General features: G+C 55.2%; 27 protein-coding genes. 8 read left to right on the top strand and 19 right to left on the bottom strand.

All coding sequences use genetic code 11. The features are described from left to right. The first annotated feature begins 92 nt into the window (after positions 1-92). Positions 93-959 carry an aldo/keto reductase family oxidoreductase gene (locus ACOTYH_RS00400; protein ID WP_023296516.1) on the top strand — a complete coding sequence of 289 codons (867 nt, stop codon included), beginning with the start codon at positions 93-95 and terminating at the stop codon, positions 957-959. Between the two features lie 46 nt (positions 960-1,005). Here the strand turns inward: ACOTYH_RS00400 and ACOTYH_RS00395 are convergent, their stop codons facing one another. Then, the gene (locus tag ACOTYH_RS00395; protein ID WP_032670025.1) at positions 1,006-1,206 is read right to left on the bottom strand and encodes a hypothetical protein; all 201 of its coding nucleotides are present in this window, start codon (positions 1,204-1,206) and stop codon (positions 1,006-1,008) included. A 325-nt stretch (positions 1,207-1,531) separates the two neighbouring features. Between ACOTYH_RS00395 and ACOTYH_RS00390 the strand changes: the two genes are divergently transcribed. Both ACOTYH_RS00390 and ACOTYH_RS00385 read left to right on the top strand, forming a co-directional pair. Beyond that, positions 1,532-1,951: a translesion error-prone DNA polymerase V autoproteolytic subunit gene (locus ACOTYH_RS00390; protein WP_003857514.1), complete on the top strand. Its 420-nt coding sequence runs from the start codon at positions 1,532-1,534 to the stop codon at positions 1,949-1,951. A 346-nt stretch (positions 1,952-2,297) separates the two neighbouring features. Continuing rightward, positions 2,298-4,727: a glucose/quinate/shikimate family membrane-bound PQQ-dependent dehydrogenase gene (locus ACOTYH_RS00385; protein ID WP_033487076.1), complete on the top strand. Its 2,430-nt coding sequence runs from the start codon at positions 2,298-2,300 to the stop codon at positions 4,725-4,727. Positions 4,728-4,813: 86 nt separating this feature from the next. On the opposite strand, the gene pqqF is transcribed toward ACOTYH_RS00385, so the two are convergent. From pqqF to yajD, 9 genes are all read right to left on the bottom strand, one after another. Next, the gene (gene pqqF / locus ACOTYH_RS00380; protein ID WP_062937735.1) at positions 4,814-7,090 is read right to left on the bottom strand and encodes a pyrroloquinoline quinone biosynthesis protein PqqF; all 2,277 of its coding nucleotides are present in this window, start codon (positions 7,088-7,090) and stop codon (positions 4,814-4,816) included. 5 nt (positions 7,091-7,095) lie between these two features. Further along, the gene (pqqE, locus tag ACOTYH_RS00375; RefSeq protein ID WP_022651046.1) at positions 7,096-8,238 is read right to left on the bottom strand and encodes a pyrroloquinoline quinone biosynthesis protein PqqE; all 1,143 of its coding nucleotides are present in this window, start codon (positions 8,236-8,238) and stop codon (positions 7,096-7,098) included. Then, positions 8,225-8,503, bottom strand: a complete 279-nt coding sequence (pqqD, locus tag ACOTYH_RS00370) for a pyrroloquinoline quinone biosynthesis peptide chaperone PqqD (RefSeq protein ID WP_003857508.1) — start codon at positions 8,501-8,503, stop codon at positions 8,225-8,227. The genes pqqE and pqqD overlap by 14 nt, the downstream gene beginning before the upstream one ends. Positions 8,504-8,505: 2 nt before the next feature. Continuing rightward, a complete protein-coding gene (gene pqqC / locus ACOTYH_RS00365; RefSeq protein ID WP_003857506.1) occupies positions 8,506-9,261 on the bottom strand; it encodes a pyrroloquinoline-quinone synthase PqqC in 756 nt (251 codons plus the stop codon). A gap of 2 nt (positions 9,262-9,263) precedes the next feature. Continuing rightward, entirely contained in the window at positions 9,264-10,181 is a 918-nt protein-coding gene (gene pqqB / locus ACOTYH_RS00360) for a pyrroloquinoline quinone biosynthesis protein PqqB (RefSeq protein ID WP_017384563.1), read from the bottom strand. A 55-nt stretch (positions 10,182-10,236) separates the two neighbouring features. Next, positions 10,237-10,308, bottom strand: a complete 72-nt coding sequence (gene pqqA / locus ACOTYH_RS00355; RefSeq protein ID WP_002905689.1) for a pyrroloquinoline quinone precursor peptide PqqA — start codon at positions 10,306-10,308, stop codon at positions 10,237-10,239. 138 nt (positions 10,309-10,446) lie between these two features. Beyond that, a complete protein-coding gene (locus ACOTYH_RS00350) occupies positions 10,447-11,466 on the bottom strand; it encodes a dipeptidase (RefSeq protein ID WP_421637480.1) in 1,020 nt (339 codons plus the stop codon). A 104-nt stretch (positions 11,467-11,570) separates the two neighbouring features. Continuing rightward, positions 11,571-12,836 carry a Y-family DNA polymerase gene (locus tag ACOTYH_RS00345; protein ID WP_023303648.1) on the bottom strand — a complete coding sequence of 422 codons (1,266 nt, stop codon included), beginning with the start codon at positions 12,834-12,836 and terminating at the stop codon, positions 11,571-11,573. Between the two features lie 259 nt (positions 12,837-13,095). Then, a complete protein-coding gene (yajD, locus tag ACOTYH_RS00340; protein WP_006808895.1) occupies positions 13,096-13,443 on the bottom strand; it encodes an HNH nuclease YajD in 348 nt (115 codons plus the stop codon). Positions 13,444-13,650: 207 nt separating this feature from the next. Here yajD and ACOTYH_RS00335 point away from each other — a divergent pair, with 207 nt between their 5' ends. Next, entirely contained in the window at positions 13,651-14,685 is a 1,035-nt protein-coding gene (locus ACOTYH_RS00335) for an LLM class flavin-dependent oxidoreductase (protein ID WP_045347993.1), read from the top strand. Beyond that, on the top strand, positions 14,678-15,625 hold the full coding sequence (locus tag ACOTYH_RS00330) for a zinc-dependent alcohol dehydrogenase family protein (protein WP_017384558.1): 948 nt from the start codon (positions 14,678-14,680) through the stop codon (positions 15,623-15,625). Before ACOTYH_RS00335 ends, ACOTYH_RS00330 begins: the two co-directional genes overlap by 8 nt. Here ACOTYH_RS00330 and ACOTYH_RS00325 read toward each other — a convergent pair. After that, on the bottom strand, positions 15,622-16,662 hold the full coding sequence (locus tag ACOTYH_RS00325) for an AI-2E family transporter (protein WP_003857467.1): 1,041 nt from the start codon (positions 16,660-16,662) through the stop codon (positions 15,622-15,624). The two genes, ACOTYH_RS00330 and ACOTYH_RS00325, sit on opposite strands and share 4 nt — an antisense overlap. 132 nt (positions 16,663-16,794) lie before the next feature. Here ACOTYH_RS00325 and ACOTYH_RS00320 point away from each other — a divergent pair, with 132 nt between their 5' ends. The 3 genes from ACOTYH_RS00320 (at position 16,795) to mdtI (ending at position 17,762) form a co-directional block, all read left to right on the top strand. Beyond that, on the top strand, positions 16,795-16,965 hold the full coding sequence (locus ACOTYH_RS00320; RefSeq protein WP_006808891.1) for a hypothetical protein: 171 nt from the start codon (positions 16,795-16,797) through the stop codon (positions 16,963-16,965). Between the two features lie 118 nt (positions 16,966-17,083). Further along, entirely contained in the window at positions 17,084-17,446 is a 363-nt protein-coding gene (gene mdtJ, locus ACOTYH_RS00315; protein ID WP_015570633.1) for a multidrug/spermidine efflux SMR transporter subunit MdtJ, read from the top strand. Further along, the gene (mdtI, locus tag ACOTYH_RS00310; RefSeq protein WP_003857463.1) at positions 17,433-17,762 is read left to right on the top strand and encodes a multidrug/spermidine efflux SMR transporter subunit MdtI; all 330 of its coding nucleotides are present in this window, start codon (positions 17,433-17,435) and stop codon (positions 17,760-17,762) included. Before mdtJ ends, mdtI begins: the two co-directional genes overlap by 14 nt. Positions 17,763-17,767: 5 nt before the next feature. On the opposite strand, the gene ACOTYH_RS00305 is transcribed toward mdtI, so the two are convergent. From ACOTYH_RS00305 to ACOTYH_RS00270, 8 genes are all read right to left on the bottom strand, one after another. Continuing rightward, positions 17,768-18,589: a trypsin-like serine peptidase gene (locus tag ACOTYH_RS00305; protein WP_003857461.1), complete on the bottom strand. Its 822-nt coding sequence runs from the start codon at positions 18,587-18,589 to the stop codon at positions 17,768-17,770. Between the two features lie 102 nt (positions 18,590-18,691). Beyond that, positions 18,692-18,775 carry a hypothetical protein gene (locus tag ACOTYH_RS00300; protein WP_057979992.1) on the bottom strand — a complete coding sequence of 28 codons (84 nt, stop codon included), beginning with the start codon at positions 18,773-18,775 and terminating at the stop codon, positions 18,692-18,694. 92 nt (positions 18,776-18,867) lie between these two features. Next, the gene (asr, locus tag ACOTYH_RS00295; RefSeq protein WP_003857459.1) at positions 18,868-19,173 is read right to left on the bottom strand and encodes an acid resistance repetitive basic protein Asr; all 306 of its coding nucleotides are present in this window, start codon (positions 19,171-19,173) and stop codon (positions 18,868-18,870) included. Between the two features lie 150 nt (positions 19,174-19,323). After that, the gene (locus ACOTYH_RS00290; protein WP_045907532.1) at positions 19,324-20,811 is read right to left on the bottom strand and encodes a carboxypeptidase M32; all 1,488 of its coding nucleotides are present in this window, start codon (positions 20,809-20,811) and stop codon (positions 19,324-19,326) included. Positions 20,812-20,911: 100 nt separating this feature from the next. Next, positions 20,912-21,265 carry a DUF1493 family protein gene (locus tag ACOTYH_RS00285; RefSeq protein ID WP_229296604.1) on the bottom strand — a complete coding sequence of 118 codons (354 nt, stop codon included), beginning with the start codon at positions 21,263-21,265 and terminating at the stop codon, positions 20,912-20,914. Further along, positions 21,250-21,699: an STM2901 family protein gene (locus ACOTYH_RS00280; RefSeq protein WP_045907534.1), complete on the bottom strand. Its 450-nt coding sequence runs from the start codon at positions 21,697-21,699 to the stop codon at positions 21,250-21,252. Before ACOTYH_RS00280 ends, ACOTYH_RS00285 begins: the two co-directional genes overlap by 16 nt. Before the next feature lie 11 nt (positions 21,700-21,710). Next, the gene (locus ACOTYH_RS00275) at positions 21,711-22,193 is read right to left on the bottom strand and encodes an Hcp family type VI secretion system effector (protein WP_047733695.1); all 483 of its coding nucleotides are present in this window, start codon (positions 22,191-22,193) and stop codon (positions 21,711-21,713) included. 170 nt (positions 22,194-22,363) lie between these two features. Then, the gene (locus ACOTYH_RS00270; RefSeq protein ID WP_045907537.1) at positions 22,364-23,617 is read right to left on the bottom strand and encodes an MFS transporter; all 1,254 of its coding nucleotides are present in this window, start codon (positions 23,615-23,617) and stop codon (positions 22,364-22,366) included. Positions 23,618-23,642 lie beyond the last annotated feature (25 nt).

Genomic DNA, 23,642 nt, shown 5'->3' with positions numbered 1-23,642 from the left:
GAATTTAAACTTTAATTTTACTATTGCTTAACTAATGGTTTCGTTGCGGAACCTGTTGTAAATCCGGATCATTTTTTATGAGGAAGGTCAGCATGAGCAGCATAGATAAAAGCGGAACGTTCACGCTCGGAACGCGTACGGTTAAACGATTTGGCTATGGCGCGATGCAGCTTGCCGGGCCTGGCGTTTTTGGTCCGCCAAAAGACAAAAATGCGGCGCTGGCGGTGCTGCGTGAAGCGGTGGCGTCGGGTGTGAATCACATTGATACCAGCGATTTTTACGGACCTCATGTGACCAACCAGCTTATCTGCGAGGCGCTTCATCCGTACCGGGACGACCTTACGATTGTGACCAAGATCGGAGCCCGACGCGGCGAGGATGCCTCCTGGCTGCCGGCGTTTTCCGCGCAGGAGCTGACGCAGGCGGTGCATGACAACCTGCGTAACCTGAAGCGGGATGTGCTGGACGTGGTTAACCTGCGGATCATGTTTAGCACCCATGGACCGGCGGAAGGCTCAATTGCCGCGCCGCTGAGCACCCTTGCGGAGCTGCAACAGCAGGGGCTGGTTCGCCATATTGGGCTGAGCAACGTCACCGCTTCGCAGGTCGCTGAAGCGCAGAAGATGGTTTCCGTGGTGTGTGTACAGAACATGTACAACGTTGTGAATCGCGGTGACGATGCGCTGGTCGATTCGCTGGCGCAGCAGGGGATTGCCTGGGTGCCGTTCTTCCCGCTGGGAGGTTTCACGCCACTGCAATCTTCCGGACTACAGGCGGTGGCGGATTCACTGGGCGCGACGCCGATGCAGGTGGCGCTGGCATGGCTGCTGCAACGCTCGCCAAATATCCTCTTGATCCCGGGAACCTCGTCGGTGGCGCATCTGCGTGAAAACCTGGCGGCAGCCGATCTGGTATTGCCGCCTGAGGCGCTGGAGACGTTAAATTCGCTGGTGGGGTAATCCCGATGGCAGCAAAAGCCCGGAGGATTTTTCGGGCTTTTGCTGTTTATGATCCAATCTGACTTTTTTGGCGGTGAAGCGCTAATGCTTCCGCCACGATTTCCTGCTTACTTTTCCGTGTTTCATACGCAGTAATGCGGATGTACTCCATCAGCGCAGGATCGATGCGCGCGCTTAACATCCTGAGTTCGGCCTCCTTTGCGACACCGCGAGCAACACGCTTATCGGGATAATCACGGGCGGGCATAGAAAACGTCCTCCAAAAATTGTCTTGTTAATTTGTGCTGTAAAATATGCGTCAGTCTAAATAGAAAGTCAATGGATAGTGATTGTGCAGTGAAGCTAAGTTGTGTTTTGTGTATTTAGAAGTCATTAGTAAGTGATTTAATAGTGATGTTTTATGACGCGTTAAGCTTGCCCATACGTAAAAATTTACAAAGCAAATAATCTTCATTGCTATAGGGGGTTATAAGCGAAGCGGTTAAGGCGTAGCCAGCCGCTTACGCTGACATGGCTTGATCGATACCTCAGTTAAAACTACTGTATATAAAAACAGTATGGAGGTATTTATCATGATCTTTTTCAGACCCGCAGAGTTGCGTGAAATCGTTGCTATTCCACTTTTCAGCGACTTAGTACAGTGCGGCTTCCCCAGCCCGGCAGCGGATTATGTAGAGCGGCGTATCGATTTAAACGAGTTATTAGTCGCCCATCCCAGCTCCACTTACTTTGTCAAAGCCGCCGGTGACTCGATGATAGAAGGGGGGATCAATAACGGTGATTTGCTGGTGGTGGACAGTTCCCGCAAGCCTGAGCATGGCGATATCGTGATTGCGGCGGTAGAGGGCGAATTTACCGTGAAGCGCCTCCAGTTGCGTCCCAATATTCAACTCAACCCCATGAACAGCGCCTATTCACCGATTATTGTCGGCAGCGACGATACGCTCGATATCTTTGGTGTAGTGACGTATATCGTGAAATCCGCGAGCTGATCGTGTTTGTGAAGCTTAATTAATAGGCAATAAGTTAATTCTCATCATGCAAAAATCTTACGTTATCCGGGCTGTCTTGTCAGCAAACCTGATATTCATCGCATAAGCCGGAACTGACTGGTCAAATATTCTGGTATTGGCGAATTACAGAGTGATATCCCATTTTTTTATTTTGTTATGTTCCTGCACTTTAGTGAGTTTTCTTTTCTTCCGACAGAATACATTTTGTCTACATTATAATTTTAACTTATGATTCGCACACGAACAATCGATGTTATGCAGGGTTTTAGCATCGTGGCAGTCAATAAAACCCTGCTGTTATAAAGTAATCAGGAGATTCATTTTTATGTCAGACAATAATCCCCGCCCATCCGGCTGGTTAGGCCCGTGGTGCCTGCTGGTGGGTGTGATACTTCTTGTAACGGGGCTCTTTTTTGCCATCGGCGGTTTTAAACTGGTTTCCCTGGGGGGGAGTTGGTATTTTCTCATCGCCGGGGTTATCACTCTGCTCTCTGCGATTCAGTTCTTCCGCCGCAAGTCCTCTGCCGTGGGGCTGTTTGCCCTGGTGTTTCTTGGTACCCTGATTTGGGCATTTTTCGATGCCGGGCTCGACTTCTGGCCGCTGGTTTCCCGTTTAATGGTACCCGCCGGGCTGATGGTGCTGGCAGCCGCCACCTGGCCTGCATTGCGTAAACGTGAAGGAAAACCGTCCTGCGTAAAAGGGGCCCTGGGGGTCTGCGCGGTCCTTATTGTCGCCATGGGCGTCACCTTTGTTCAGATGTTTCAACCCCATCCGACCGTGCCGTTTAGCGGTGAAAAACGCCCGCTGGTGCCGGTAAAAGATGATGCGAAACAGCAGAACTGGGATCACTACGGTAATACGGCTGGCGGTAGTCGCTTTGTGGCGCTGGACCAGATAACCCGTGACAACGTGAAAAACCTGAAACCGGTCTGGACCTACCATACCGGTGACGTACCGGAAAGTCCGGACGGCAATGGCGCAGAAGATCAGCAAACGCCGCTACAGGTTGGCGATCGTGTCTTCCTCTGTACGCCGCATAACAACGTGATCGCCGTGGATGCCGATAGCGGGAAAGAGATCTGGAAAGCGGAAATCAACGCCAGGTCTGCAATCTGGATGCGCTGCCGTGGTCTGGCGTACTTTGATGCCACCAAACCGCTGGCGCAGCCAACGGTAGCCGGCTCCACGCCGGTTCTGCCAGCGCAGGTGGCACCGGGCGCTGCATGCCAGCGTCGTATCCTGATGAACACCATCGACGGTAAGCTGATCGCGTTAGACGCCGATAACGGCAAGTTCTGCCCGGACTTCGGTACTAACGGCAGCGTTAACCTGCATGAAGGGATGGGCGACGCGTCAGATCCCACCTACGTGCTGACGTCGGCCCCGACGCTGGCGGGTACGACGGTTGTCGTTGGCGGCCGCGTTGCGGATAACGTCAGCACCGATATGCCGGGAGGCGTTATACGTGGTTATGACGTGATCACCGGCCAGCTGCGCTGGGCGTTCGACCCGCGTAATCCGGATCCGAACTATGTTCTGAAGCCGGGTGAACACTACAAACGTAGCTCTGCAAACTCCTGGGCCCCTATGTCCTGGGATGCGTCGATGAATACCGTGTTTATCCCGATGGGAAGTTCCTCTGTCGACCTGTGGGGCGCTGACCGTATTCCGGAAGATCACAAATACGCCACCTCAATCCTCGCGCTGGATGCGACTACCGGGAAAGAGAAGTGGGTATACCAGACCGTTCATAACGACCTCTGGGATTTCGATATCCCGATGCAGCCGAGCCTGGTTGATTTCCCGACGAAAGAGGGCAACAAGCCCGCGGTGGTGGTGGGCACCAAAGCGGGGCAAATTTACGTTCTTGATCGCCTGACGGGTAAACCGCTCACTGAAGTGAAAGAGGTTCCGGTAAAACCAGCGGATATTCCACGTGAACAGTACCCGGCAACGCAGCCGCGCTCTGTGGGAATGCCGCAGATTGGCGCGGAAACCCTGAAAGAATCGGATATGTGGGGGGCGACGCCGTTTGACCAGCTGGCCTGCCGTATCAGCTTCAAATCAATGCGTTATGACGGTCTGTACACGATGCCGGGAACCGATATTTCCCTGAGCTTCCCGGGCTCGCTGGGGGGAATGAACTGGGGCAGCTTGTCCACCGATCCGAACAACCAGTACATCTTCGTCAACGACATGCGTCTGGGTCTGTGGGTCCAGCTGATTAAACAAGATCCGCAGAGCGCGGTGGCAAACACGGGCGGTGAAGCCGTGAACGCCGGGATGGGCGCCGTTCCGATGAAAGGAACGCCGTATTCGGTCAACAAAAACCGTTTCATGTCACCGCTGGGCATTCCGTGCCAGAAACCACCGTTTGGCTCCCTCTCCGCAATTGACCTGAAAACGCAGAAAATCGTCTGGCAGGTGCCGGTCGGTACCGTTCAGGATACCGGTCCGTTTGGGATAAAAATGCGCATGCCAATGCCTGTCGGTATGCCGACGCTGGGCGGTACGCTGGCCACGCAGGGCGGTCTGGTCTTCATTGCGGGAACCCAGGATTACTACCTGCGCGCCTTTGATTCCTCCACGGGGGAAGAAGTGTGGAAAGCGCGTCTCCCGGTGGGTAGCCAGGGCGGACCTGTCAGCTATGTATCACCGAAAACCGGCAAACAGTACATTCTGATCTCTGCCGGCGGTGCACGCCAGTCGCCGGATCGTGGTGACTACGTGATTGCCTACGCGCTGGATAAATAACAGCGAAATAAGCAGCCCGGCCCCGTCGTAGTACGGGGCTTTTTTTTGACTAAAAACTACGCACAGGAAGAAAGCGCCGGTTCCGGTCAGCCCGTGAAAAGCACCCGCCAGCGTCGGCGACGGCGAGTCATCTCGCGCCATAGCGCGACTATCTCGTCAGGTTGCAGGGCATCAATAGCCTGCGGCGTTAACACCGGCAAACCATAGCGCTGGCGCAGGGCGGCCACTGCCGTGGCGCTGGCATCCATCGGTGAGCGGATCTGCGTCGCCAGCTGCTGTCGCAACATGCTGAACGCTGCCTCATCGCACGGCGTCAGCTCACGCAAAAATCGTTTGCAGCAACCCAACAGGTTCACGGGAGAACGGTCAGGCGACTGTAACGCCAGCAACAGGCCATCGCGATCGGCAATACGCTGATAACGACAGCTGACCACGTAGCCAATCTGCTGTTCCACGCGCAGGCGCTGGAAAAATTGCGGTTCGCAGCATAACGCCAGCAGCCGCAGCGCGGCGAGCGACGCGCCCGGCGGCAGGGGAATAAACACCAGCAGCGCCGAATCCGCGCTGGCGTGCGGGATGTGTTCGATCCCGCCGGGACAACCGCTTAACGGCAACGGCTTAGCGTTAACCGGCACCCGGAGCAGGCCAAGCTGCCGGGCTAACCCGTGCGCGTGTCCGGCGCTGCCGCCAACTAACGCCGCCAGCCAGCCGTCCCGTGGCGGGTCCGATGCCAGACGTTCAGGCAATTGCTGAAGCAGCTCACGGATGGCAATGCCTTCTGGCGCTGGCGTAATAGCAGGTGCGGGGTGGGAGAGGCGATCGATTATCGCCCCGATGATGGGTTCCGCCGTCACCATGGCGTCAGGAAGCCGCAGGGTGAGCTGCCAGCTACCGTCAACCGTTTGCCACTCGCCGCTGCCGTCGATATGGCGCAGTTCAGCAAGAAGAGGGCGTAACTGTTTGCCCATCGCCACCCCCTGAGACCTGTCCACGCGCGAATAAAAAGGCCTGCGCAGGATCAGCGTCGGCGGTTGTGTCTGCGCCGACAAATGCAGCAGTGGAGCGGCTTCTGACGTCGGGGCTGGCGCAGCATACCTGGCAGTCTGCGGGTAGAAGGAAAACGCGATGGGGCTATCATCTGCAACCGGCTGGCGACGCCAATGGCTAAGCGGCAGGGTAAAACCCTGGCTGGCAATAATTTCAGCGGTTTCCATTTTTTTGCAGGCCAGATACGAGACTGGCGCCGCCAGTAAGTCAGCACAGAAGGCGGAAAAACCTACGGGCGCCGCGCCGGGCGCAAAACCAAATGCCCGCTGGCGCAGCTGCTCCAGCGTCGGCAGGGCGCTGAAACGCTGCTGTGCCAGCCGATAATAATGCCGCTGCTGCTCATCCGTCGTTTGCTGTAGCGCCCGTAGCCAGTGGGTAATATGCGGGTCAATGTCCTCGGGCCGTTCGCTATCAACCGTTAGCGCCAGCCAGCCGTAATCGTCATCCTGATAAAGCCAGTTCAGGGCTACCTCTTCTGCCAGCCCGCGCGCCCGTAGCCCGGCAATCAGGCTTCCGGGGGCGTCGTCCAGTAAAAACTCCCGAAATAAAGTGACGCTGTCACTTTTTCGGATTAACGGACAACGCCACAGTGCGGGTCGCTCCGTTACCGCCAGCTGATAATCTGCTTCAGCGCTGAGACGCAACGGGGGAGCGGTTTCAGGCATGCCTCCTGACGCAAAATCTGACGCAAACGTATGGGCAAGCTCGGCCAGCACATCCAGCGTTTGCGGCCCTTGCAGCCACAATTGCAGGTGTCCTGCCACATAATAGCGACGATGAAAGTCGAGCAACGCGGCTTGCAGCGATCCCGGGTCCTGCCCGAGAGACTCCTTGCTACCCACCTGAAAACGGCGAAAAACCGCGGGTTCTTCCATCGCGTGGCGCGCCGCCGCTTCGCGCCGGGCGGAATCATGTTGCTGGATGAGCCGGTTTTCCGCATCAATGACCGCCACTTCGCGCTGTATGTCATGCGGTGAAAGCAGCGGCGCCTGCAACATATCCCGCAGCCGCGCGACGCCGTTGGACAGGTTATCGGCGGCAACGTCGAAGAAAAAAGCGCTATGGCGTGCCAGCGTGGTGGCATTGACGCTGCCGCCCTGGCGCTGGACCCAGGCCATGAGTCGATCATCGCCCTGATAGCGCTGGCTACCGCGGAACAGCAGGTGCTCAAGCAAATGCGCAAGACCGGCGAAGCGCGGTGGCTCGTGATGGCTTCCGGCACTCACGCGCGCCAGCGCCGCCGCGCGTGTCGCCTGCGGCTGATGCACCAGCGTTGCGCGCAAACCGCCTGCCAGTTCCACGATGCGGGTGGTCATTATCGTTACAGTTCCCGGGTTTTATAGATAAGCTGAGAACGGGTACGGTTGCGGAACTGAAGCTGACCGATCTTCATATCACTACAGGCTGCTTCGCGTCGCGCCTCGAGGATTTTATGATGATGCGGCGATTTGCTGCACACCGGATCGGCGTTATCCGCATTCCCGGTGAGCATAAAGGCCTGGCAGCGGCAGCCGCCGAAGTCCTTCTCCTTTTCATCGCAGGAGCGGCACGGCTCCGGCATCCAGTCAAACCCGCGATAGCGGTTGAAGCCGAAAGAGTCATACCAGATGGATTCCAGGCTCTGCTCAAGCACCGACGGGAAATCCACCGGCAGCTGGCGCGCGCTGTGGCAGGGCAGCGCCGTGCCTTCCGGGGTCACGCTGAGGAAAATCGACCCCCAGCCGCCCATACAGCCTTTTGGCCGCTCTTCGTAATAATCGGGGGTGACGAACAGCAGGTTGGTCAGATTGCCGCTGGCGGCCATTTTTTGCCGATATTCGGCAACCACGCGTTCCGCGCGGGCGATCTGTTCCCGCGTCGGCAGAAGCCCCTGACGATTAAGGAACGCCCAACCGTAGAACTGGCAGGTGGCAAGTTCGACATCGTCGGCGTCCAGTTCGATGCACAGCTCGATGATTTTATCGATCTGATCGATATTATGCCGGTGCAGGACGAAATTCAGCACCATCGGGTAATCACGGGCTTTGACCGCTTTGGCCATCGCCAGCTTCTGCTGGAAGGCTTTTTTATTCCCCGCCAGCGCAGCGTTGAGCACTTCATCGCTGGCCTGGAAGCTAATCTGGATATGGTCCAGACCGGCCTCGCTGAACGCGTCGAGTTTGCTTTCCGTCAGGCCAATTCCCGAGGTGATCAGGTTGGTATAAAAACCGAGATCGCGGGCGGCGCGGATCAGCTCCGGCAGATCTTTACGCGTCAACGGTTCGCCGCCTGAAAAACCTATCTGCACGCTGCCCATCGCCCGCGCCTGGCGGAAAACCTCAATCCACTGTTCGGTGGTCAGCTCCTGATCCTGCCGGGCGAAGTCCAGCGGGTTAGAGCAGTAAGGACACTGTAGCGGACAGCGATAGGTCAGCTCCGCCAGCAGCCACAGCGGTGGATTGACGGCGGGTTTATTCTGGCTCACGGAAAATAATCCACTTCTGTTGATAAGCGATTTGCAGGAATTCTACGACGTCGTCATCCACGCCGCCGGCTTCCGGGAACCGTTCGTTGAGTATGGCAATGATGGCCGCCGCGTCGCGTTGGCCATCGACCAGTTCGAGGATCGCGGCCGCGGTCTCATTGAGTTTAGCCATGCCTTCCGGATAGAGGATGACATGGCTGTCCTGAGCGGCTTCCCATTGCAGGCGATAGCCGCGACGAAAGGCGACGATGGAGTTTTTTTGCATGCTTATACCAGTCGGGTTGTGTGCCAGGCCGCTTTGTCGGTGACCGTGTGATAAGGCGGACGCTGTAGCGCGTAGGCCATGGTCATCGCGTCGAGCATCGACCACAGGATATCGAGTTTGAACTGAAGGATCTCCAGCATCCGATTCTGCTTTTCCGCGCTATCGCAGTAACGCTTCGCCAGCTCCAGACCGTGTTCAACGTCGCGGCTGGCCTGGCTGAGGCGGCTGCGGAAATAAAAATAGCCTTCCTCTTTGATCCACGGGTAGTGCTGTGGCCAGCTGTCGAGACGCGACTGATGGATTTGCGGGGCGAACAGTTCGGTGAGCGAGCTGCATGCCGCCTCCTGCCAGTTGGCGCGGCGGGCGAAGTTAACGTAAGCGTCGACGGCGAAACGGACGCCGGGCAGCACGTGGCGTTCGCTGATTAAGTCCTCGCGGCTGAGCCCCACGGCTTCGCCCAGCTGTAGCCAGGCTTCGATACCGCCGTCATGACCGTTGCTACCGTCGTGATCGAGGATCCGCTGCACCCATTTGCGACGCGTGTGCGGATCCGGGCAGTTCGCCATAATTGCCGCGTCTTTCAGCGGGATCGTCGTCTGGTAGTAAAACCGGTTCGCCACCCAGCCCTGGATCTGCTCGCGGCTGGCCTCGCCGTTATGCATCGCGATATGGTACGGATGGTGAATATGATAGTAGGCGCCTTTCGCCCGAAGGGCGTGCTCAAACTCTTGCGGCGAGAGCGTTTCGCGAATGTGCATAGTTAGTCCTGAAGCGTGATGTTCATCCCGTCCCAGCTCACTTCTATTCCCTGCTGCGCAAGGGCGTGACGCTGCGGCGACTGCTCGTTAAGGATCGGGTTGGTGTTATTAATGTGGATCAGAATCTTGCGCTTTGCCGGCAGCGAGGCCAGCAGCGCCATCATGCCGTGTTCATCGCCGAGCGCCAGATGGCCCATGTCGCGGCCGGTATTGCGTCCGACGCCGGTGGCCTGGAGTTCATCGTCCTGCCAGACGGTGCCGTCAATCAGCAGACAGTCCGCTTTTTTAAGCCACGGCAGGATGGTGTCATCGGGTTCACCGAGACCCGGTGCGTAGAACAGCGTCTGACCGTTGCGGCGGTTTTCGATAAACAGCGCCACGTTATGCCCCGGCAGCGGGCGGTCGCGCCACGGCGAATAGGGCGGTGCGTTACTGGCGATGGGGACAGCGGTAAACTGCAAATCAGGGCAGGCTTCCACGCTAAAGGCGGTGAGCGGCGCGATCGGGTGGTGAATCAGGCCACCGTTCCAGTGCCGGAGCATGGTAAAAATCGGGAATCCGCTGGAAAGATCTTCATGCACCTCCGGCGTACACCATACCTGATGCGGGCACCCTTCGCGCAGGCTGAGCAGCCCGGTGGTGTGGTCAATCTGGCTATCGGTGAGAATAATGCCGCCAATATGTGTGCCGCGCAGAACCTCTTTCTTATTCAGTTCTGGCGTATGGGCAATCTGCTGGCTGATATCGGGGGAGGCGTTACACAGCACCCACTCTTTGCCGTTATCGCTGACGATGATCGACGACTGGGTGCGAGGGGTCGCCTGAAGGGTACCGTCGCGCAAACCCTGACAGTTGGCGCAGTTACAGTTCCACTGGGGGAAACCACCGCCAGCGGCGGAACCGAGGACTTTAATAAACATGAAGATGGGCCAGGTAGTCAAACAAAAATGCCCGCACGGATGGCGGGCAGAGCGATTAGCGGTTGGAAATGTACAGGGTCACTTCCAGGCCAAGACGTAAATCAATAAAAGCAGGTTTCTTCCACATCGTTTATTCCTCTTTAAAAAAGCAGCACCAACGCCATTGTTTGTGCCAGTTTTGTGATGGTCATCAAATAATGCGTCACAGGAGGGCAAAGCTCAACCCGAAAGATGTAAGGAATTAACTTAATGTTTACAACGTAACCTATTGTTGCCAAACATTTTGCAATACCTTTTGCCAGTTGCCCCACAGCAGCTTATTCAGCACAAATTGATCATAGCCGCTGTCACGCAATGCGCTGATTAGCCGTGGTAAACCACTCACATCGTGTAAATCATCAGGCAACGTAATGCCGTCAAAATCGGAGCCCAGCGCGACATGATCGTCACCCATGATGTTAATAAGATAGTCGATATGACGAACGATTGTGCTCAGCGGGGTATCGCTATCGCGTTTACCGTCGGCGCGCAAAAACGCGTTGCCGAAATTGACGCCTGCCACGCCGCCGCTGTGGCGGATAGCCAGCAGCTGCCGATCGGTCAGATTGCGCGGTTGCGGGCACAGCGTATGGGCGTTGGAATGGGTGGCGACCAGCGGTGAAGAGGAATGACGAGCGGTATCCCAGAACGCTTTTTCATTCATATGCGAAACGTCAATCAGCATGTTCAGGGCGTTAGCGTGCTTAATGAGGGCGATACCCTCAGCGGTAAGCCCTGGGCCGCTGTCCGGGCTGCCGGGAAACGCCCCGTTAACGCCGGTGCCGAAACGGTTAGCAATGTTCCAGAAAGGCCCAATGCTGCGCACCCCGGCGGCATAGAAAGCCTGTAGATCGTCTCCCTCGCCGTCAAAACCGCCCGCGCCCTCAATATGCGCCACTATCGCCAGCACTTTATCCTGACGGCAGCGTTCGATATCCGCCGCGCTCAGGCACAATCGCGCCCGGCCATCGGAGTGGGCGACAAGCTGCTTAAGGATCGTCAGCTGCTGCCAGAGAATGTCGACTGGCTGCCACGGCTCGCTGGCGTATTGTGGCGCCATGCGGGCGATATACTCCTGCGGCGGCACGAACAGCGCGAACAGCCCGCCGGAAAATCCGCCTTGCTGCATGCGTGGATAATCGAGGTGTCCCTTCTCAATGCCGGAGAAGAAGGCCGTTACCGGATCCTGGCGATGGTGAAGCCATAAATTAAGCAACAGGTCATTGTGACCATCAAAAATCGCCATAGCGCATCCCACTGTCTTTTATTGCTGCGAAAGTTGCCTGGCACGATAACCGATTTGTCCGGTCCGGCAAGGGGAAAATTACAACTTAGCAGCAATTGTTAATATCACTTAACAGTGAGGAGATCCGCAAAGCGGGTGGTGTAGCGGGGTGAAAGCATTTCCCGTTTCATCTGCCACGGCTGCTGTATACCCTGTCCCGCGAAGTAAAGCGTGCCACGGCCATTTTCAGCATTCAGATGGTCTAATACATCCATTAACTTTTGGCTGTTTTTCCTGGGTGCGTTGTCGTCAAACAGATTAAGTTGCGCGACGCCCTGGCTATAAAAATCTCCCAGCATCACTCCGGCTTTCTGGTACCGATGGCCGTTCTTCCAGACCGCATCCAGACAACGAACTGATGCGCCGATAATATCCCGGCTATCCTGGGTTGGGGTGAGCAGTTTTACCGACGCGCTATTGCCATAATATGGCTCGTTAAGCGCGAAGGGCGAGGTTTTAACAAATACGGAGATAAAGCGGCAATGCTGATGCTCATTGCGAAGTTTTTCTGCTGCCCGGGCGGCATAACTACAGATGGCCTGGCGTACATCGTCATATTCGGTGAGGCGTTCGCCAAACGAGCGCGAACAGACGATTTCTTGCTTTACCGGGGCAAACTCTTCCAGTTCAAGACACGATTCGCCCCGTAATTCACGCACCGTTCTCTCCAGCACGACATTGAAATGTTTTCTTATGAACCGGATATCGGTGTCTGCCAGTTGCAGGACGGTCTTAATCCCCATCATCTCAAGCTTCTTCGCTATGCGACGTCCTACACCCCAAACGTCTTCGACGGGTAGCGCCGCCATCAGCTTTCTCTGACGATCCACATTGGATAAATCAACAACGCCTCCCGTCTGGCGCTGCCAGCGTTTCGCCGCATGATTTGCCAGTTTCGCCAGCGTCTTTGTGGGTGCGATGCCCACTCCGACGGTCAGATGGGTGCGTTGCAGTACGGTCGCTCTCATTTCATGCCCAAAGTCGGAAAGATCGCGACAATTACGCACGCCGGTAAGATCGCAAAAGATCTCATCAATTGAGTATATTTCGCTACGAGGCGACATCTCTTCAAGCGTGTTCATTACCCGGTTGGACATATCCGCGTAAAGTTCATAATTACTGCTGAAACAAACCACGCCATGATGCCTGAAGAGATCTTTCTGTTTGAAGTACGGTTCACCCATTTTCACAAAGGGTTTGGCTTCAGCGGAGCGAGAGATGACGCACCCATCGTTATTGGACAAGACGACCACCGGTCGTCCCTTCAGGTCCGGGCGAAAAACCGTTTCACAGGAAGCATAGAAAGCGTTCACATCACACAGTGCAAACATGGTCAGCTCGCTCTGGTATCGCCAGGAGGGGTGAAAAACTGCATTATGATCACCGTTAATTAAGACTGTTTTTATATACAGTATTGTATGTTGATAGCAAAGATCAAGGGGGAACGAGGAGTGACGTCGTACGGATGCAGGAGGGAGAGGGTTATGTTCAGAATGGCGGCGAGGCAAATCTGGCGGAAAGGGTATTTAATGAAATGTTTAAGGAATATAAGTGCCCATACGACAGGTATGGGCAGTGAAGCCGTCGATATTACTTCTTCTTGTTCATCATCGCCTTGAGATCGGCAAAGGGGTTAAACGTGGCGACACCCACGTCTTTTTGCGCATCCTCACCCGCGACAACGGTGGTGCCATACTGATCCGCTTCGGTGTACTTTGAGTGTTCGTGATCGTGACAAAACAGGCACAACAGCTCCCAGTTACTGCCATCTTCCGGGTTATTGGTGTGATCGTGGTCGATATGGTGAACCGTGAGTTCACGAAGATTTGAATAAACAAACTCACGCGAGCAGCGTCCACAAACCCAGGGGTAGATTTTTAGCGCTTTTTCACGGTAGCCGCTTTCCAGCCGTGCGTAGTTTTTGGGGATCAGAGCCATTGCTGATGTTACCTGTTAAAAAGAGAATAATTCACACTATATCCCATTATGAGATGTCAGGAGAATGCCTCCTCTGCGGGAAGGCAGCGTGCGATTTGCGTATTTCTGTCAGTTTATTTGAAGCATTCCGTTAAATAATCACCATTTATTCTCATTCGTTAATGCGTAGAGTAGGGATAACGCAATGCTTTATCAGGATACTCCACTATGAAAAAGATCGGATTTTTGTCGTTTGGTCACTGGACACCGTCACCCCAGTCCGGCACGCGAACCGCGGCTGACACGCTGCTACAGTCCATCGATCTGGCGGTCGCCGCCGAAGAGCTGGGCGCGGACGGGGCTTATTTCCGTGTGCATCACTTTGCCCGCCAGCTCAGTTCGCCATTCCCCTTGCTGGCTGCAATAGGCGCGAAAACCAAACGCATCGAAATCGGGACGGGCGTGATCGACATGCGGTATGAAAATCCGCTGTATATGGCGGAAGATGCTGGCGCGGCAGATCTCATCTCCGGCGGGCGATTACAGCTTGGTATCAGCCGGGGTTCCCCGGAGCAGGTGATTGATGGCTGGCGTTATTTTGGTTACGTACCGCAGGAAGGGGAAAACGAATCTGATATGGCGCGCCGCCACACTGAGGTACTGCTTGATGTATTACGCGGTGAAGGGTTTGCAAAGCCTAACCCACAGCCGATGTTCCCAAACCCGCCGGGATTGTTGCGTCTGGAGCCGCATTCAGAAGGCTTACGCGATCGTATCTGGTGGGGGGCTGGCTCTAATGCAACGGCAGTATGGGCGGCAACACTGGGGATGAACCTGCAAAGCTCAACGCTGAAAGATGATGAAACCGGCGAGCCGTTCCATATTCAGCAGGCAAAACAGATCCGAGCCTACCGACAGGCCTGGGCTGAGGCAGGGCATACCCGTCAGCCACGCGTTTCGGTCAGCCGCAGTATTTTTGCCCTGATGGACGATCGCGACCGGATGTATTTCGGTTCAAGCCGCAATGAAAGCGACAGCGTGGGCTATCTGGATGAGAAAACGCGGGCCATTTTCGGACGCAGCTATGCCGCAGAGCCAGACAAGCTGATTGAACAGTTGAAAAAGGATGAAGCGATCGCGGAAGCGGATACGCTGTTACTTACCATGCCGAATCAGCTGGGCGTGGAATACAACGCACATGTGATCGAGTCCATCCTGAAACATGTCGCACCGGAAATGGGATGGCGCGATCGCAATGCTTAATCTGGCCCTCTGGTATCGCCGGTTTGGTGAGCCTGAATCGGTACTGCAAGCGGAAACTACACCATTGTCGCCGCGACAGCCGGGAGAGATACGTGTGCGCATGCTTTTTTCCCCGGTGAACGCCTCTGATCTCATCCCCATCACCGGAGCATATCGCCATCGCACGCCGCTGCCTGCGATAGCCGGTTATGAAGGGGTCGGAATAGTGACCGAAACGCCCGCCGCTTATCCGGCGCTGCTGGGCAAGCGGGTCCTGCCGTTACGGGGGCAGGGAACCTGGCAGCGCTATGTCGACTGCCCGGCGGCGTATGCGGTTCCCGTCCCGGACGACGTCGACTCGCTACTTGCCGCGCGGGCGTATATCAACCCGCTTGCCGCACAGATGATGCTGGACCGCTATCCTCCGGTCGGGAAAACGGTGCTGCTCACCGCTGCCGGTTCTGACTGCGCCGTTCTGCTCGGGCAATGGGCACGTCAGGCGGGTGCGGAGGCGGTTTACGGGATCCATCGTTCGCCCGTGCACGCTCAACGTCTGGCTGAAATGGGGATCGTCCCGATTGCGCAACATGATACGACCGCCGTCAACGCTGCCGCCGCGCAAGCGGAGGTGGTGTACGACGCCACGGGCGGCAGTCTGGCGGAGACGATCCTGAGCGTGATGCCCGAAACCGGCACCTTTGTCTGCTACGGGCTACTCTCCGGGCAGACCTTCCGGCAGCAGCGGCCGTTGCCGCGCGTGGCGTGGTTTCACATTCGTAACTATCTGGACGCGCTGAGCGCTGAGGCGTGGCAGGCGGAGTTTCGGCGCATCTGGCCTAAACTGCGCGCCAGCCAGTGCAGCGATGTCACCCTCTACCCGCTGTCGGAATGGCAGCGGGCAGTGGGCAACTATCGCGAAGCGGGAAGAACGGGTAAGCCCATGCTGTCGATGGACAATTAATCGGCCTTATGGCTCATGTCGCTCAGCAGTACAGCGATACTTTGTCCACCGGCGGTCTGCTCCAGGCCAATTTTGACAATAATTGTCAGCGGAACGGAGAGCAGCATGCCGACAGGCCCGAGCAGCCAGCCCCAGAAAATCAGGGACAGGAACACAACAAGGGTTGAAAGCCCCAGCCCGCGTCCCATTATCCGTGGTTCGAGAATGTTCCCGAAGACAAGGTTAATCACCAGATAGCCTGCCAGCAGAATCAGGGCATCATACAAACCGCTGAAAACCAGCACCTGAAGGATAGGGGGGATCGCCGCCAGCACGGAGCCGATGTTAGGAATATAGTTGAGCGCAAAGGCCAGCAGCCCCCAGACAAAGGCAAAACGCACATCCAGCGCGGCGAGCATCCCCCAGACCACTAATCCCGTCACCAGGCTGATGGCCGTTTTCAGCACCAGATAGCGTGAAACGCTGTCGAGCGCGCGCTGAATGGCGCCCATTCCCTCTACCGGACGCACCATGATGTGCTGGAGCTTTGCAGGCAGCTGTGGAACTTCCAGCAGCATAAACACAACCGTCAGGAACAGCAGGAAAATCGAGGTCATGGCGTTGGAGAGTTGTGCCAGCAGGCTGGTGACAATCGTCATGGCGGCATTCGGATCGATGTATTTAAGCAGTTCCTCAACCGAGACTTCGATACCCGCGCGTTGCAGCCAGGGTTCAATTTGCAGCAGCGGGGTCGCCAGGGAAGAGCGGTATGTCGGTAGCGTCCGCGCCAGCTCGTTCAGGGAGGTTCCCAGATAGGCGACTAACAGCACCATCGCAACGATAATAATACTGATAAGCAGGCTTATCGCCAGCACACGCGGGATGCGCAGCCGCACCATTCGCTGCACTAGCGGATTGAGGATCACCGCGATAAAAAGCGCCAGGATAAAAGGCACGATGATATCGGCCGCAAAACGAACGCCGGTCAGAATGATCACCAGCATGCCCAGCATGATGACGATCTTAAGCCCGTTGAGGGTGATAATAGGTTTGGCCATGGACGTTCCTGAACAGTTTTTTATTTATAATAGAGGGGAAAGCGGATTAAAAAAACTAACCAAAATCAAACAGACTGGGTAAAGAAATGAAAAGGCTTTGAGTAAATTCCTGGCTTATGATACAAATCAGGCGTGTTCAACTACCGAGGACAATTTTCATCCGCAAAGACGAGAAGCAACACCGCGGATAATTGTAATTTTATGGACAATTTGTTCAGGACGTATTTTTCAAACAACTCTGCTCTGTTTTCAACCTCCCTCTGCCTGCTTTCTGGTGAGCAACACTGGCGTTCCGCGCTATAGTCACGTCTTCTGCCTGAGCTAGCGCTATGCGCTTAGCTAACTGATTTAATTCCCAATTTTTTGGTTTGCTGTCCGCAGCGAGCCTCGATGGATTATATTCTCAAGCAGGAGAAAAAACATGTTTTACTGGATTTTATTAGCTCTGGCGATCGTCGCTGAAATTACCGGCACCTTGTCGATGAAATGGGCAAGCGTGAGTGATGGCAGCACCGGTTTTATTTTGATGCTGGTCATGATTACGCTTTCCTATATTTTCCTCTCTTTTGCGGTTAAAAAAATCGCGCTGGGCGTGGCATACGCATTGTGGGAAGGTATTGGTATTTTATTGATTACGCTGTTTAGCGTCATGTTATTTGATGAAACCCTGACGACAATGAAAATTGCCGGGCTGACGACCCTGGTCGCAGGTATCGTGCTGATTAAATCGGGTACACGCAAACCGGCAAAACAGCAGAAGGAGCAGACCCATGCAGCAGTTTGAATGGATCCACGCGGCCTGGCTGGCTTTCGCCATCGTTCTGGAAATTATTGCCAACGTCTTTCTGAAGTTCTCCGACGGTTTTCGTCGCAAAGCCTACGGCCTGTTATCGATTGCCGCGGTTCTGGGGGCGTTTAGCGCCCTGTCGCAGGCGGTGAAAGGCATCGATCTGTCCGTGGCCTATGCGCTGTGGGGGGGCTTCGGTATTGCCGCCACCCTGGCGGCAGGCTGGATTATGTTCGGGCAGCGTTTAAACAATAAAGGCTGGATAGGGCTGGTATTACTGCTCGCCGGCATGATCATGATTAAACTGGCCTGAGTGACCTACTGCTGCGCCAGGGCTTCCAGCCGGTCGCGAAAACCGGTCACCGACAACGCCCGGTTATCGGCGCGCCAGCGGTCTTTCGCCGCTGGCGCAGAACTCTGAACGCCAATCAGCTGCCAGCCGTTATCGGTTTTTAACATCAGGGGCGATCCGCTATCACCCGGTAGCGTATCGCACTGATGCGACAGTACGCTGTTTTGCGCCCAGCCCGTCACCACGCAGTCCGTATGGGTGTACAGCGAATCGAGGTGATCAACAGGATAACCTGATTGCGTCACTTTTCGATCGGCGGCTTTCAGGGCGGCGGTGAGCGCGGCCTTATCGCCATCAAAGAGCGGCAGCGGGGTGATCCCGGACGGCGGATAACGTAAAACGATCAGCCCGAAATCCCAGGAGGCCGCCCCGGGCGGCACAATCCAGCCATCGCCATCCGGTTTCAGGCGTTTGCCAAGCGACGGATCCACTCGCCCCTCAATACCGTGAATTTCGTAGCGCCATATTCCTTTTTGCGACACAAAGCGCAGGGCGATCGCTTTATCCGGTTTGCCTTCAGGCGGCATTAACAGGCAATGACCCGCCGTCAGCGCAAGGCGTGGCGTAATGAGGGTTGCGGTACATAAATTGCCGCTGGCGGTTTCCAGTTGCCCGATGGCATCCCAGGGCGATTCGGTAGGATCGGTGACACGCGTACGATCGTCATGACCAAAAAACAGCGTCTTTACCTCTTTGGCGCTAATGGCGTCATCGTCGCCATCATCCGCATGTGAAAAGCCAGCAAAAAGGCTAAACGTTCCCAGTAACAACACAACAGATTTACGCATATCACACTCTGGTGGGGGTAATTATGATTATTAAAAGTGAACCCTATGAAAATACTATAGACGCGACGGCGAGAAAGTGGGAGTAAAATCAGCGTGCTACATTCAGGAAAGATAAAAGTGGCTGGCGATGAGCGCGCATAAAATTAGCAGGATAAGAATGAACTCAAACCGATAGCGCCGCAGCATACGCCCTCCGGATAAAAAAACGGCGCTGACCGCAAACCCGTTCAGCGCCGGTTTACCAACGTGCCCCGAAGGGCACGGTTAAGCTTGTACTCTTACGCTGCTGGCTGTGCAGCAGGTTTAGCCGCTTCGTGTTTTGCCGCTTTTTTGTGATGCTTTTTAGCCGCCTGGGCTTTCTGCTCTACCGCAGGTTTTGCCGCTTTTTTGTGGTGCTTTTTCGCGGCCTGCGCTTTCTGTTCTGCCGCTGGTTTAGCCGCTTTGTGATGTTTTTTATGGTGAACCGTTTTGGCCGGAGCAGCGGTGGATGCCGCAGGCGCTGCGGTGGCGGTAGTTTCAGCCGCGAATGCAGCGGAAGACAGACCCATAGCAGCGGCAACAACCAGAGCTAATACTTTTTTCATTTTCATACCCTCGAATTTGGTTTCTCATTTAACCCCACTGCGGGGCCGTTGAAATAACTATATCCCTGTAAATTCGGGGTTTCCGTGAGTGATTGGTATCGGCGTGTAACCATATGTACAACGCCGGGGTGGGCCCCCCGGCGCGTTCGGTTACAGATAGCGGGACGTCAGGTGTTCGCGGAAGTAGCGGATATTCAGATCTTCACCTGTAGCCTGGGTGATGAGTTGCGACGTGCTGAAACGGCTGCCGTGCTGCCAGATATTCTGACGCAGCCAGTCAAACAGCGCCGAGAAATCGCCCCCGGCAATGGATGCCTGCAACCCGGGCAGCGCAGTTTTGGCGGCATGGAACAGCTGTGCCGCATACATTGCCCCCAGCGTGTAAGACGGGAAGTAGCCAAAACCGCCGTCGGTCCAGTGGATATCCTGCATACAGCCGTTGCGGTAGTTATCTTTGGTGGATAACCCAAGCCACGCCTGCATTTTCTCATCCCATAACGCGGGAATATCATCGACTTCAATTTCGCCATTGATTAGCGCGCGCTCGATCTCATAGCGCAGCACCACATGCGCCGGATAGCTCACTTCATCCGCATCAACGCGGATGTAGCCCGGCTTCACGCGCTGGTTCCAGGCAATAAAATTCTCTTCGCTGAATGCCGCCTGGCTGCCGAAACGGGCATGAACCGCCGGAAGCAGATGCTTCAGGAAAGCGTCGCTGCGGCCCAGCTGCATTTCAAAGAACAAGCTCTGGGATTCATGGATCGCCGTAGAGCGCGCCAGCGCAACGGGCTGGCCGGCCCACGCTCGCGGAAGGTTTTGCTCGTAGCGGGCATGTCCGGTTTCGTGGATCACGCCGAAAAGCGCGCTGAGCAGTTCATCTTCATCGTAACGCGTGGTGATACGCACATCTTCCGGCACGCCGCCGCAGAACGGGTGAGCGCTAACGTCCAGACGACCGCCATTAAAATCGAAGCCAAGCATTTTCATCGCTTCCAGGCCCAGCTCGCGCTGCGTGGCGGTCGGGAAGGGACCCTGTGGCGGAACGAACGATCGTTGAGCCTGTTTTTCCACAACCTTTGCCAGCAGCTCCGGCAGCCAGGACTTCAGATCGCCGAACAGCACATCCAGGCGAGCGCTGGTCATGTCGGGTTCAAAGATATCCAGCAGCGCGTCGTAAGGCGTGCAGCCTTTAGCCTCAGCGCGCAGGCGGGCCTCTTCACGACTGAGTTTCACCACCTCTTTCAGGTTGGCTGAAAAGCCCTGCCAGTCGTTGGCCGGACGCTGAGTGCGCCAGGCGTGTTCACACCTGCTGCCCGCCAGCGATTTGGCCTCCACCAGCGATTCCGGCAGTAAAGTGGCCTGCTGGTAGTGGCGTGTCATTTCACGCAGGTTGGCTTGCTCAACGTCATTCAGATCTTCGTCTGCCGCCGCCGCCAGCCATTCACCCACTTTTTTATCGGTCAGGATCTGATGTTGCAGGACGCTCATCTCCGCCAGCGCTTCACCGCGCGCGGCACTGCCACCTGGCGGCATCATGGTGAACATGTCCCAGCTGGCGATGGAGGAGAGGTGCGAGAAGCGGGAGAGGCGCTGGAAGGTGCGGGTGAGTTTTTGATAAGAAACATTTTTCTGCATAGTTATTGTTCTCGTTCGGTTGAAAGTGTCTGGGGAGTGTAACGCGATTTAGAGAGGAACCGTGCGCTTTTGATGTCAGGGGCGTGAAGCCCCTGTCAATTCAGTCGTAGAGCCATTTTCCAGCTTTTGCGGACTCAGCAAACATTCTTACGGTTAACGGGATGCGGGTTGCTTCCACCTCTTCCCGCTTCAGCTTAAACCAGCGCTGTAGTAATGGTGTGTTCTGCCAGGGGAAATAACGAGACCAGTTAACACCAGATAAATCCACGTTAAACTCTTTCTCGAAACGGTTTAACGCATCGTGGAGGTCATCGCCTGGTGAACCGAATAAATCAGAATCGAGTTCAAGCAATATCTCGTTCCAGTTATCGTCAAGTTCACGTGAAATTTCATCGTTGAACATATCAAGGACTTTAGAGCTAATTTCGTCTGTCAGCATTAGAACGATGTCCACTGTATACGGTCTTTAGGTCGTGCGATCAGGTTATATTTCTCCTGAGTGCGTGTCGAAATTCTGTAAAGGGTGGTAACTAATGACCCCCAACCTAACCAGGGACAATAGCGGGCAATAACAGCGGCAAGGCTTGTTGTTGTTCTCATCCGTACACCCACCGGTGTTTTGACTCGAATTCCGAATGGGGTTTTAACATCCTTCAAAATCATTCGCGCATACTTTGAAATGACGCTTGTTCCTTCAATGGCATTCCCTGGCTTCGTTCGCGTACCTAACCACGGTTGCCCGCCCAAAATAGCTGCACCTGAAACGGCATCTATCCCCAACTCTATACAGAACTCCTCCAGAAAAATGATCTCAAGTAACTCGCCCGGAGTGACGTTTGAATGGCCTCTGTAAAAGTAAGTGCCGTTAACTTCTTCGATTGTATCCATATCGACCCCAGTTACACTGTCGCCCGTTCATTCCATGAATCAGAGAAAATAATATTGCCGTCGTTATGCTTCCAGGTAATTTTCTCGTAGCGCAATTCAACCGTTTCGAGGTGGTTATTATTGTTGTCACCCGGCGCGGCCATGGCAGGTGATACCGAAACAATCCGCACGCCCTCCAGAAGAATATTGAAGTACTCCGCTTCCAGGCCTGCATCATTGATCTTGTAGAACTTGAGTTCGGCTTTTTGCAGAGCCTGACCAGTGGCGACTGCCTTATAGAGATATGGTGATGAGTAATCGAATTCCTTAACAATCATCATCGGGGAGTGGATGCGCTTACCTGTAGGTTTACCTGTCAGATTATCGGTCGGCGTGGAAAGATTATGGTGAAAACCTTTAAATTCAATGCTGTACTCCCTTTGCTGCACGTCGCAACCGCCTTTGATCAGTGCACCACCGTCATCGTACAACCACATGTTGCCTGGAATAGCCATGTAAAATCCCTCTTTTCATAGAATGGAGCCAATGAGCTTACAGAGAGAGGGAAGGGTGATAAATACACGAAATGGTGATAAGTCATTGATTTTTCTTAATTTTGAATTAAATATAACTAACGTCAGAAATGAGCTCCGCACAATTACGTTCATGCGGGGATAACGTTAACCTATTTCAAACGTTTATGCAGGCTCGCGCCCACCAGCAGTGCCGCGCACAACATCAGCGCGATAAATCCGCCCACGCCGTTCCAGCCGTAGTTATGCCAGAACACCCCGCCGAGCGTACCGGCTATGCTGGAACCGAGATAGTAACTGAACAGATACAGTGACGAAGCCTGACCTTTGGCGCGGCGCGCGCGTGGGCCAATCCAGCTGCTGGCAACGGAATGCGCGGCAAAGAAGCCCGCAGAGAAGAGCAGCATTCCGGCAAAAATCAGCCACAGGGAAGAGAAAAGCGTCATCAGCAGTCCGAACAGCATCACGGCGGTGGAAACCAGCATCACCGGACCACGACCGAAGCGCGCGGTCATGGCGCCCGCTTTTGGCGAACTCCATGTCCCGGTGAGATATGCCACAGAGAGCAAACCCACCAATGCCTGACTAAGATGCCACGGTGAAAGCATCAGACGATAGCCGATGTAATTAAACAGCGTCACGAACGAGCCCATCAGCAGGAAACCGGTCAGGAACAAACGGGGCAGCCCTTGATCGCGCCAGTGCAGACGAAAGTTGATAAATAACGTTTTCGGACGCAGGGAGGTCGGGCGGAAATGGCGCGATTCCGGCAGGATTTTCCAGAACATCAGCGCCGAAGCGAGGGCGAAGCAGCCGATAACGGCCAGTGCAATGCGCCAGTTAAAGAAATCAGTAAACACACCGCTGAGCAGGCGTCCGCTCATCCCGCCGATAGAGTTCCCGCTAATGTATAGCCCCATGGAGAAGGCCACGAAGCTCGGGTGGATCTCCTCGCTGAGATAGGTCATCCCGACCGCCGCCACGCCGCTGAGGGATAACCCAATCAGCGCGCGCATGACCAGAATGCCGTGCCAGCTGGTCATCATGGTGGACAGCAAGGTACACACGGAGGCCAGCATTAACGCCGTTACCATGACCTGCTTACGTCCGATGGCATCCGAAAGTGGCCCGGTGAACAGCAGACCGATCGCCAGCATCCCGGTTGAAATGGAGAGCGAAATACTGCTGCTGGCTGGCGACACGCCAAATTCATGCGACAGGACCGGCAGGATCGGCTGAACGCAGTAGAGCAGGGCAAAAGTGGCGAGACCTGCTGAGAAGAGCGCCAGCGTGACGCGCATAAACTGGGGGGTACCACGTTTAATAAACTGAACCGGCTGCGGTGCTGCGGGTAAATCATCAATGTCGCTGGCCGGCGCGATATCAACGGTCGTTGTACGGCTCACACATAATCCTTGCTTAAACATCCCC

The sequence above is a fragment of the Enterobacter cloacae complex sp. SHL001 genome, from assembly GCF_049236825.1.
GTDB lineage: Bacteria > Pseudomonadota > Gammaproteobacteria > Enterobacterales > Enterobacteriaceae > Enterobacter > Enterobacter hormaechei_C.
Note: the sequence above shows the minus strand (reverse complement) of the source record. Positions and strands in the feature narration are given on the sequence as shown.

Excerpts from the sequence above, each read along its gene's own strand:
- pqqD (WP_003857508.1), bottom strand. The coding sequence starts at position 8,503 with ATGCAAAAAAACTCCATCGTCGCCTTTCGTCGCGGCTATCGCCTGCAA.
- ACOTYH_RS00305 (WP_003857461.1), bottom strand. The coding sequence starts at position 18,589 with ATGCGTAAATCTGTTGTGTTGTTACTGGGAACGTTTAGCCTTTTTGCT.
- pqqB (WP_017384563.1), bottom strand. The coding sequence starts at position 10,181 with ATGTTTATTAAAGTCCTCGGTTCCGCCGCTGGCGGTGGTTTCCCCCAG.
- ACOTYH_RS00290 (WP_045907532.1), bottom strand. The coding sequence starts at position 20,811 with ATGCAGAAAAATGTTTCTTATCAAAAACTCACCCGCACCTTCCAGCGC.
- ACOTYH_RS00385 (WP_033487076.1), top strand. The coding sequence starts at position 2,298 with ATGTCAGACAATAATCCCCGCCCATCCGGCTGGTTAGGCCCGTGGTGC.
- ACOTYH_RS00280 (WP_045907534.1), bottom strand. The coding sequence starts at position 21,699 with ATGGATACAATCGAAGAAGTTAACGGCACTTACTTTTACAGAGGCCAT.
- ACOTYH_RS00390 (WP_003857514.1), top strand. The coding sequence starts at position 1,532 with ATGATCTTTTTCAGACCCGCAGAGTTGCGTGAAATCGTTGCTATTCCA.
- ACOTYH_RS00345 (WP_023303648.1), bottom strand. The coding sequence starts at position 12,836 with ATGTTTGCACTGTGTGATGTGAACGCTTTCTATGCTTCCTGTGAAACG.
- yajD (WP_006808895.1), bottom strand. The coding sequence starts at position 13,443 with ATGGCTCTGATCCCCAAAAACTACGCACGGCTGGAAAGCGGCTACCGT.
- ACOTYH_RS00400 (WP_023296516.1), top strand. The coding sequence starts at position 93 with ATGAGCAGCATAGATAAAAGCGGAACGTTCACGCTCGGAACGCGTACG.
- ACOTYH_RS00335 (WP_045347993.1), top strand. The coding sequence starts at position 13,651 with ATGAAAAAGATCGGATTTTTGTCGTTTGGTCACTGGACACCGTCACCC.
- ACOTYH_RS00350 (WP_421637480.1), bottom strand. The coding sequence starts at position 11,466 with ATGGCGATTTTTGATGGTCACAATGACCTGTTGCTTAATTTATGGCTT.
- ACOTYH_RS00330 (WP_017384558.1), top strand. The coding sequence starts at position 14,678 with ATGCTTAATCTGGCCCTCTGGTATCGCCGGTTTGGTGAGCCTGAATCG.
- ACOTYH_RS00300 (WP_057979992.1), bottom strand. The coding sequence starts at position 18,775 with ATGCTGCGGCGCTATCGGTTTGAGTTCATTCTTATCCTGCTAATTTTA.
- mdtJ (WP_015570633.1), top strand. The coding sequence starts at position 17,084 with ATGTTTTACTGGATTTTATTAGCTCTGGCGATCGTCGCTGAAATTACC.
- pqqF (WP_062937735.1), bottom strand. The coding sequence starts at position 7,090 with ATGACCACCCGCATCGTGGAACTGGCAGGCGGTTTGCGCGCAACGCTG.
- pqqC (WP_003857506.1), bottom strand. The coding sequence starts at position 9,261 with ATGCACATTCGCGAAACGCTCTCGCCGCAAGAGTTTGAGCACGCCCTT.
- ACOTYH_RS00395 (WP_032670025.1), bottom strand. The coding sequence starts at position 1,206 with ATGCCCGCCCGTGATTATCCCGATAAGCGTGTTGCTCGCGGTGTCGCA.
- asr (WP_003857459.1), bottom strand. The coding sequence starts at position 19,173 with ATGAAAAAAGTATTAGCTCTGGTTGTTGCCGCTGCTATGGGTCTGTCT.
- ACOTYH_RS00275 (WP_047733695.1), bottom strand. The coding sequence starts at position 22,193 with ATGGCTATTCCAGGCAACATGTGGTTGTACGATGACGGTGGTGCACTG.
- mdtI (WP_003857463.1), top strand. The coding sequence starts at position 17,433 with ATGCAGCAGTTTGAATGGATCCACGCGGCCTGGCTGGCTTTCGCCATC.
- ACOTYH_RS00325 (WP_003857467.1), bottom strand. The coding sequence starts at position 16,662 with ATGGCCAAACCTATTATCACCCTCAACGGGCTTAAGATCGTCATCATG.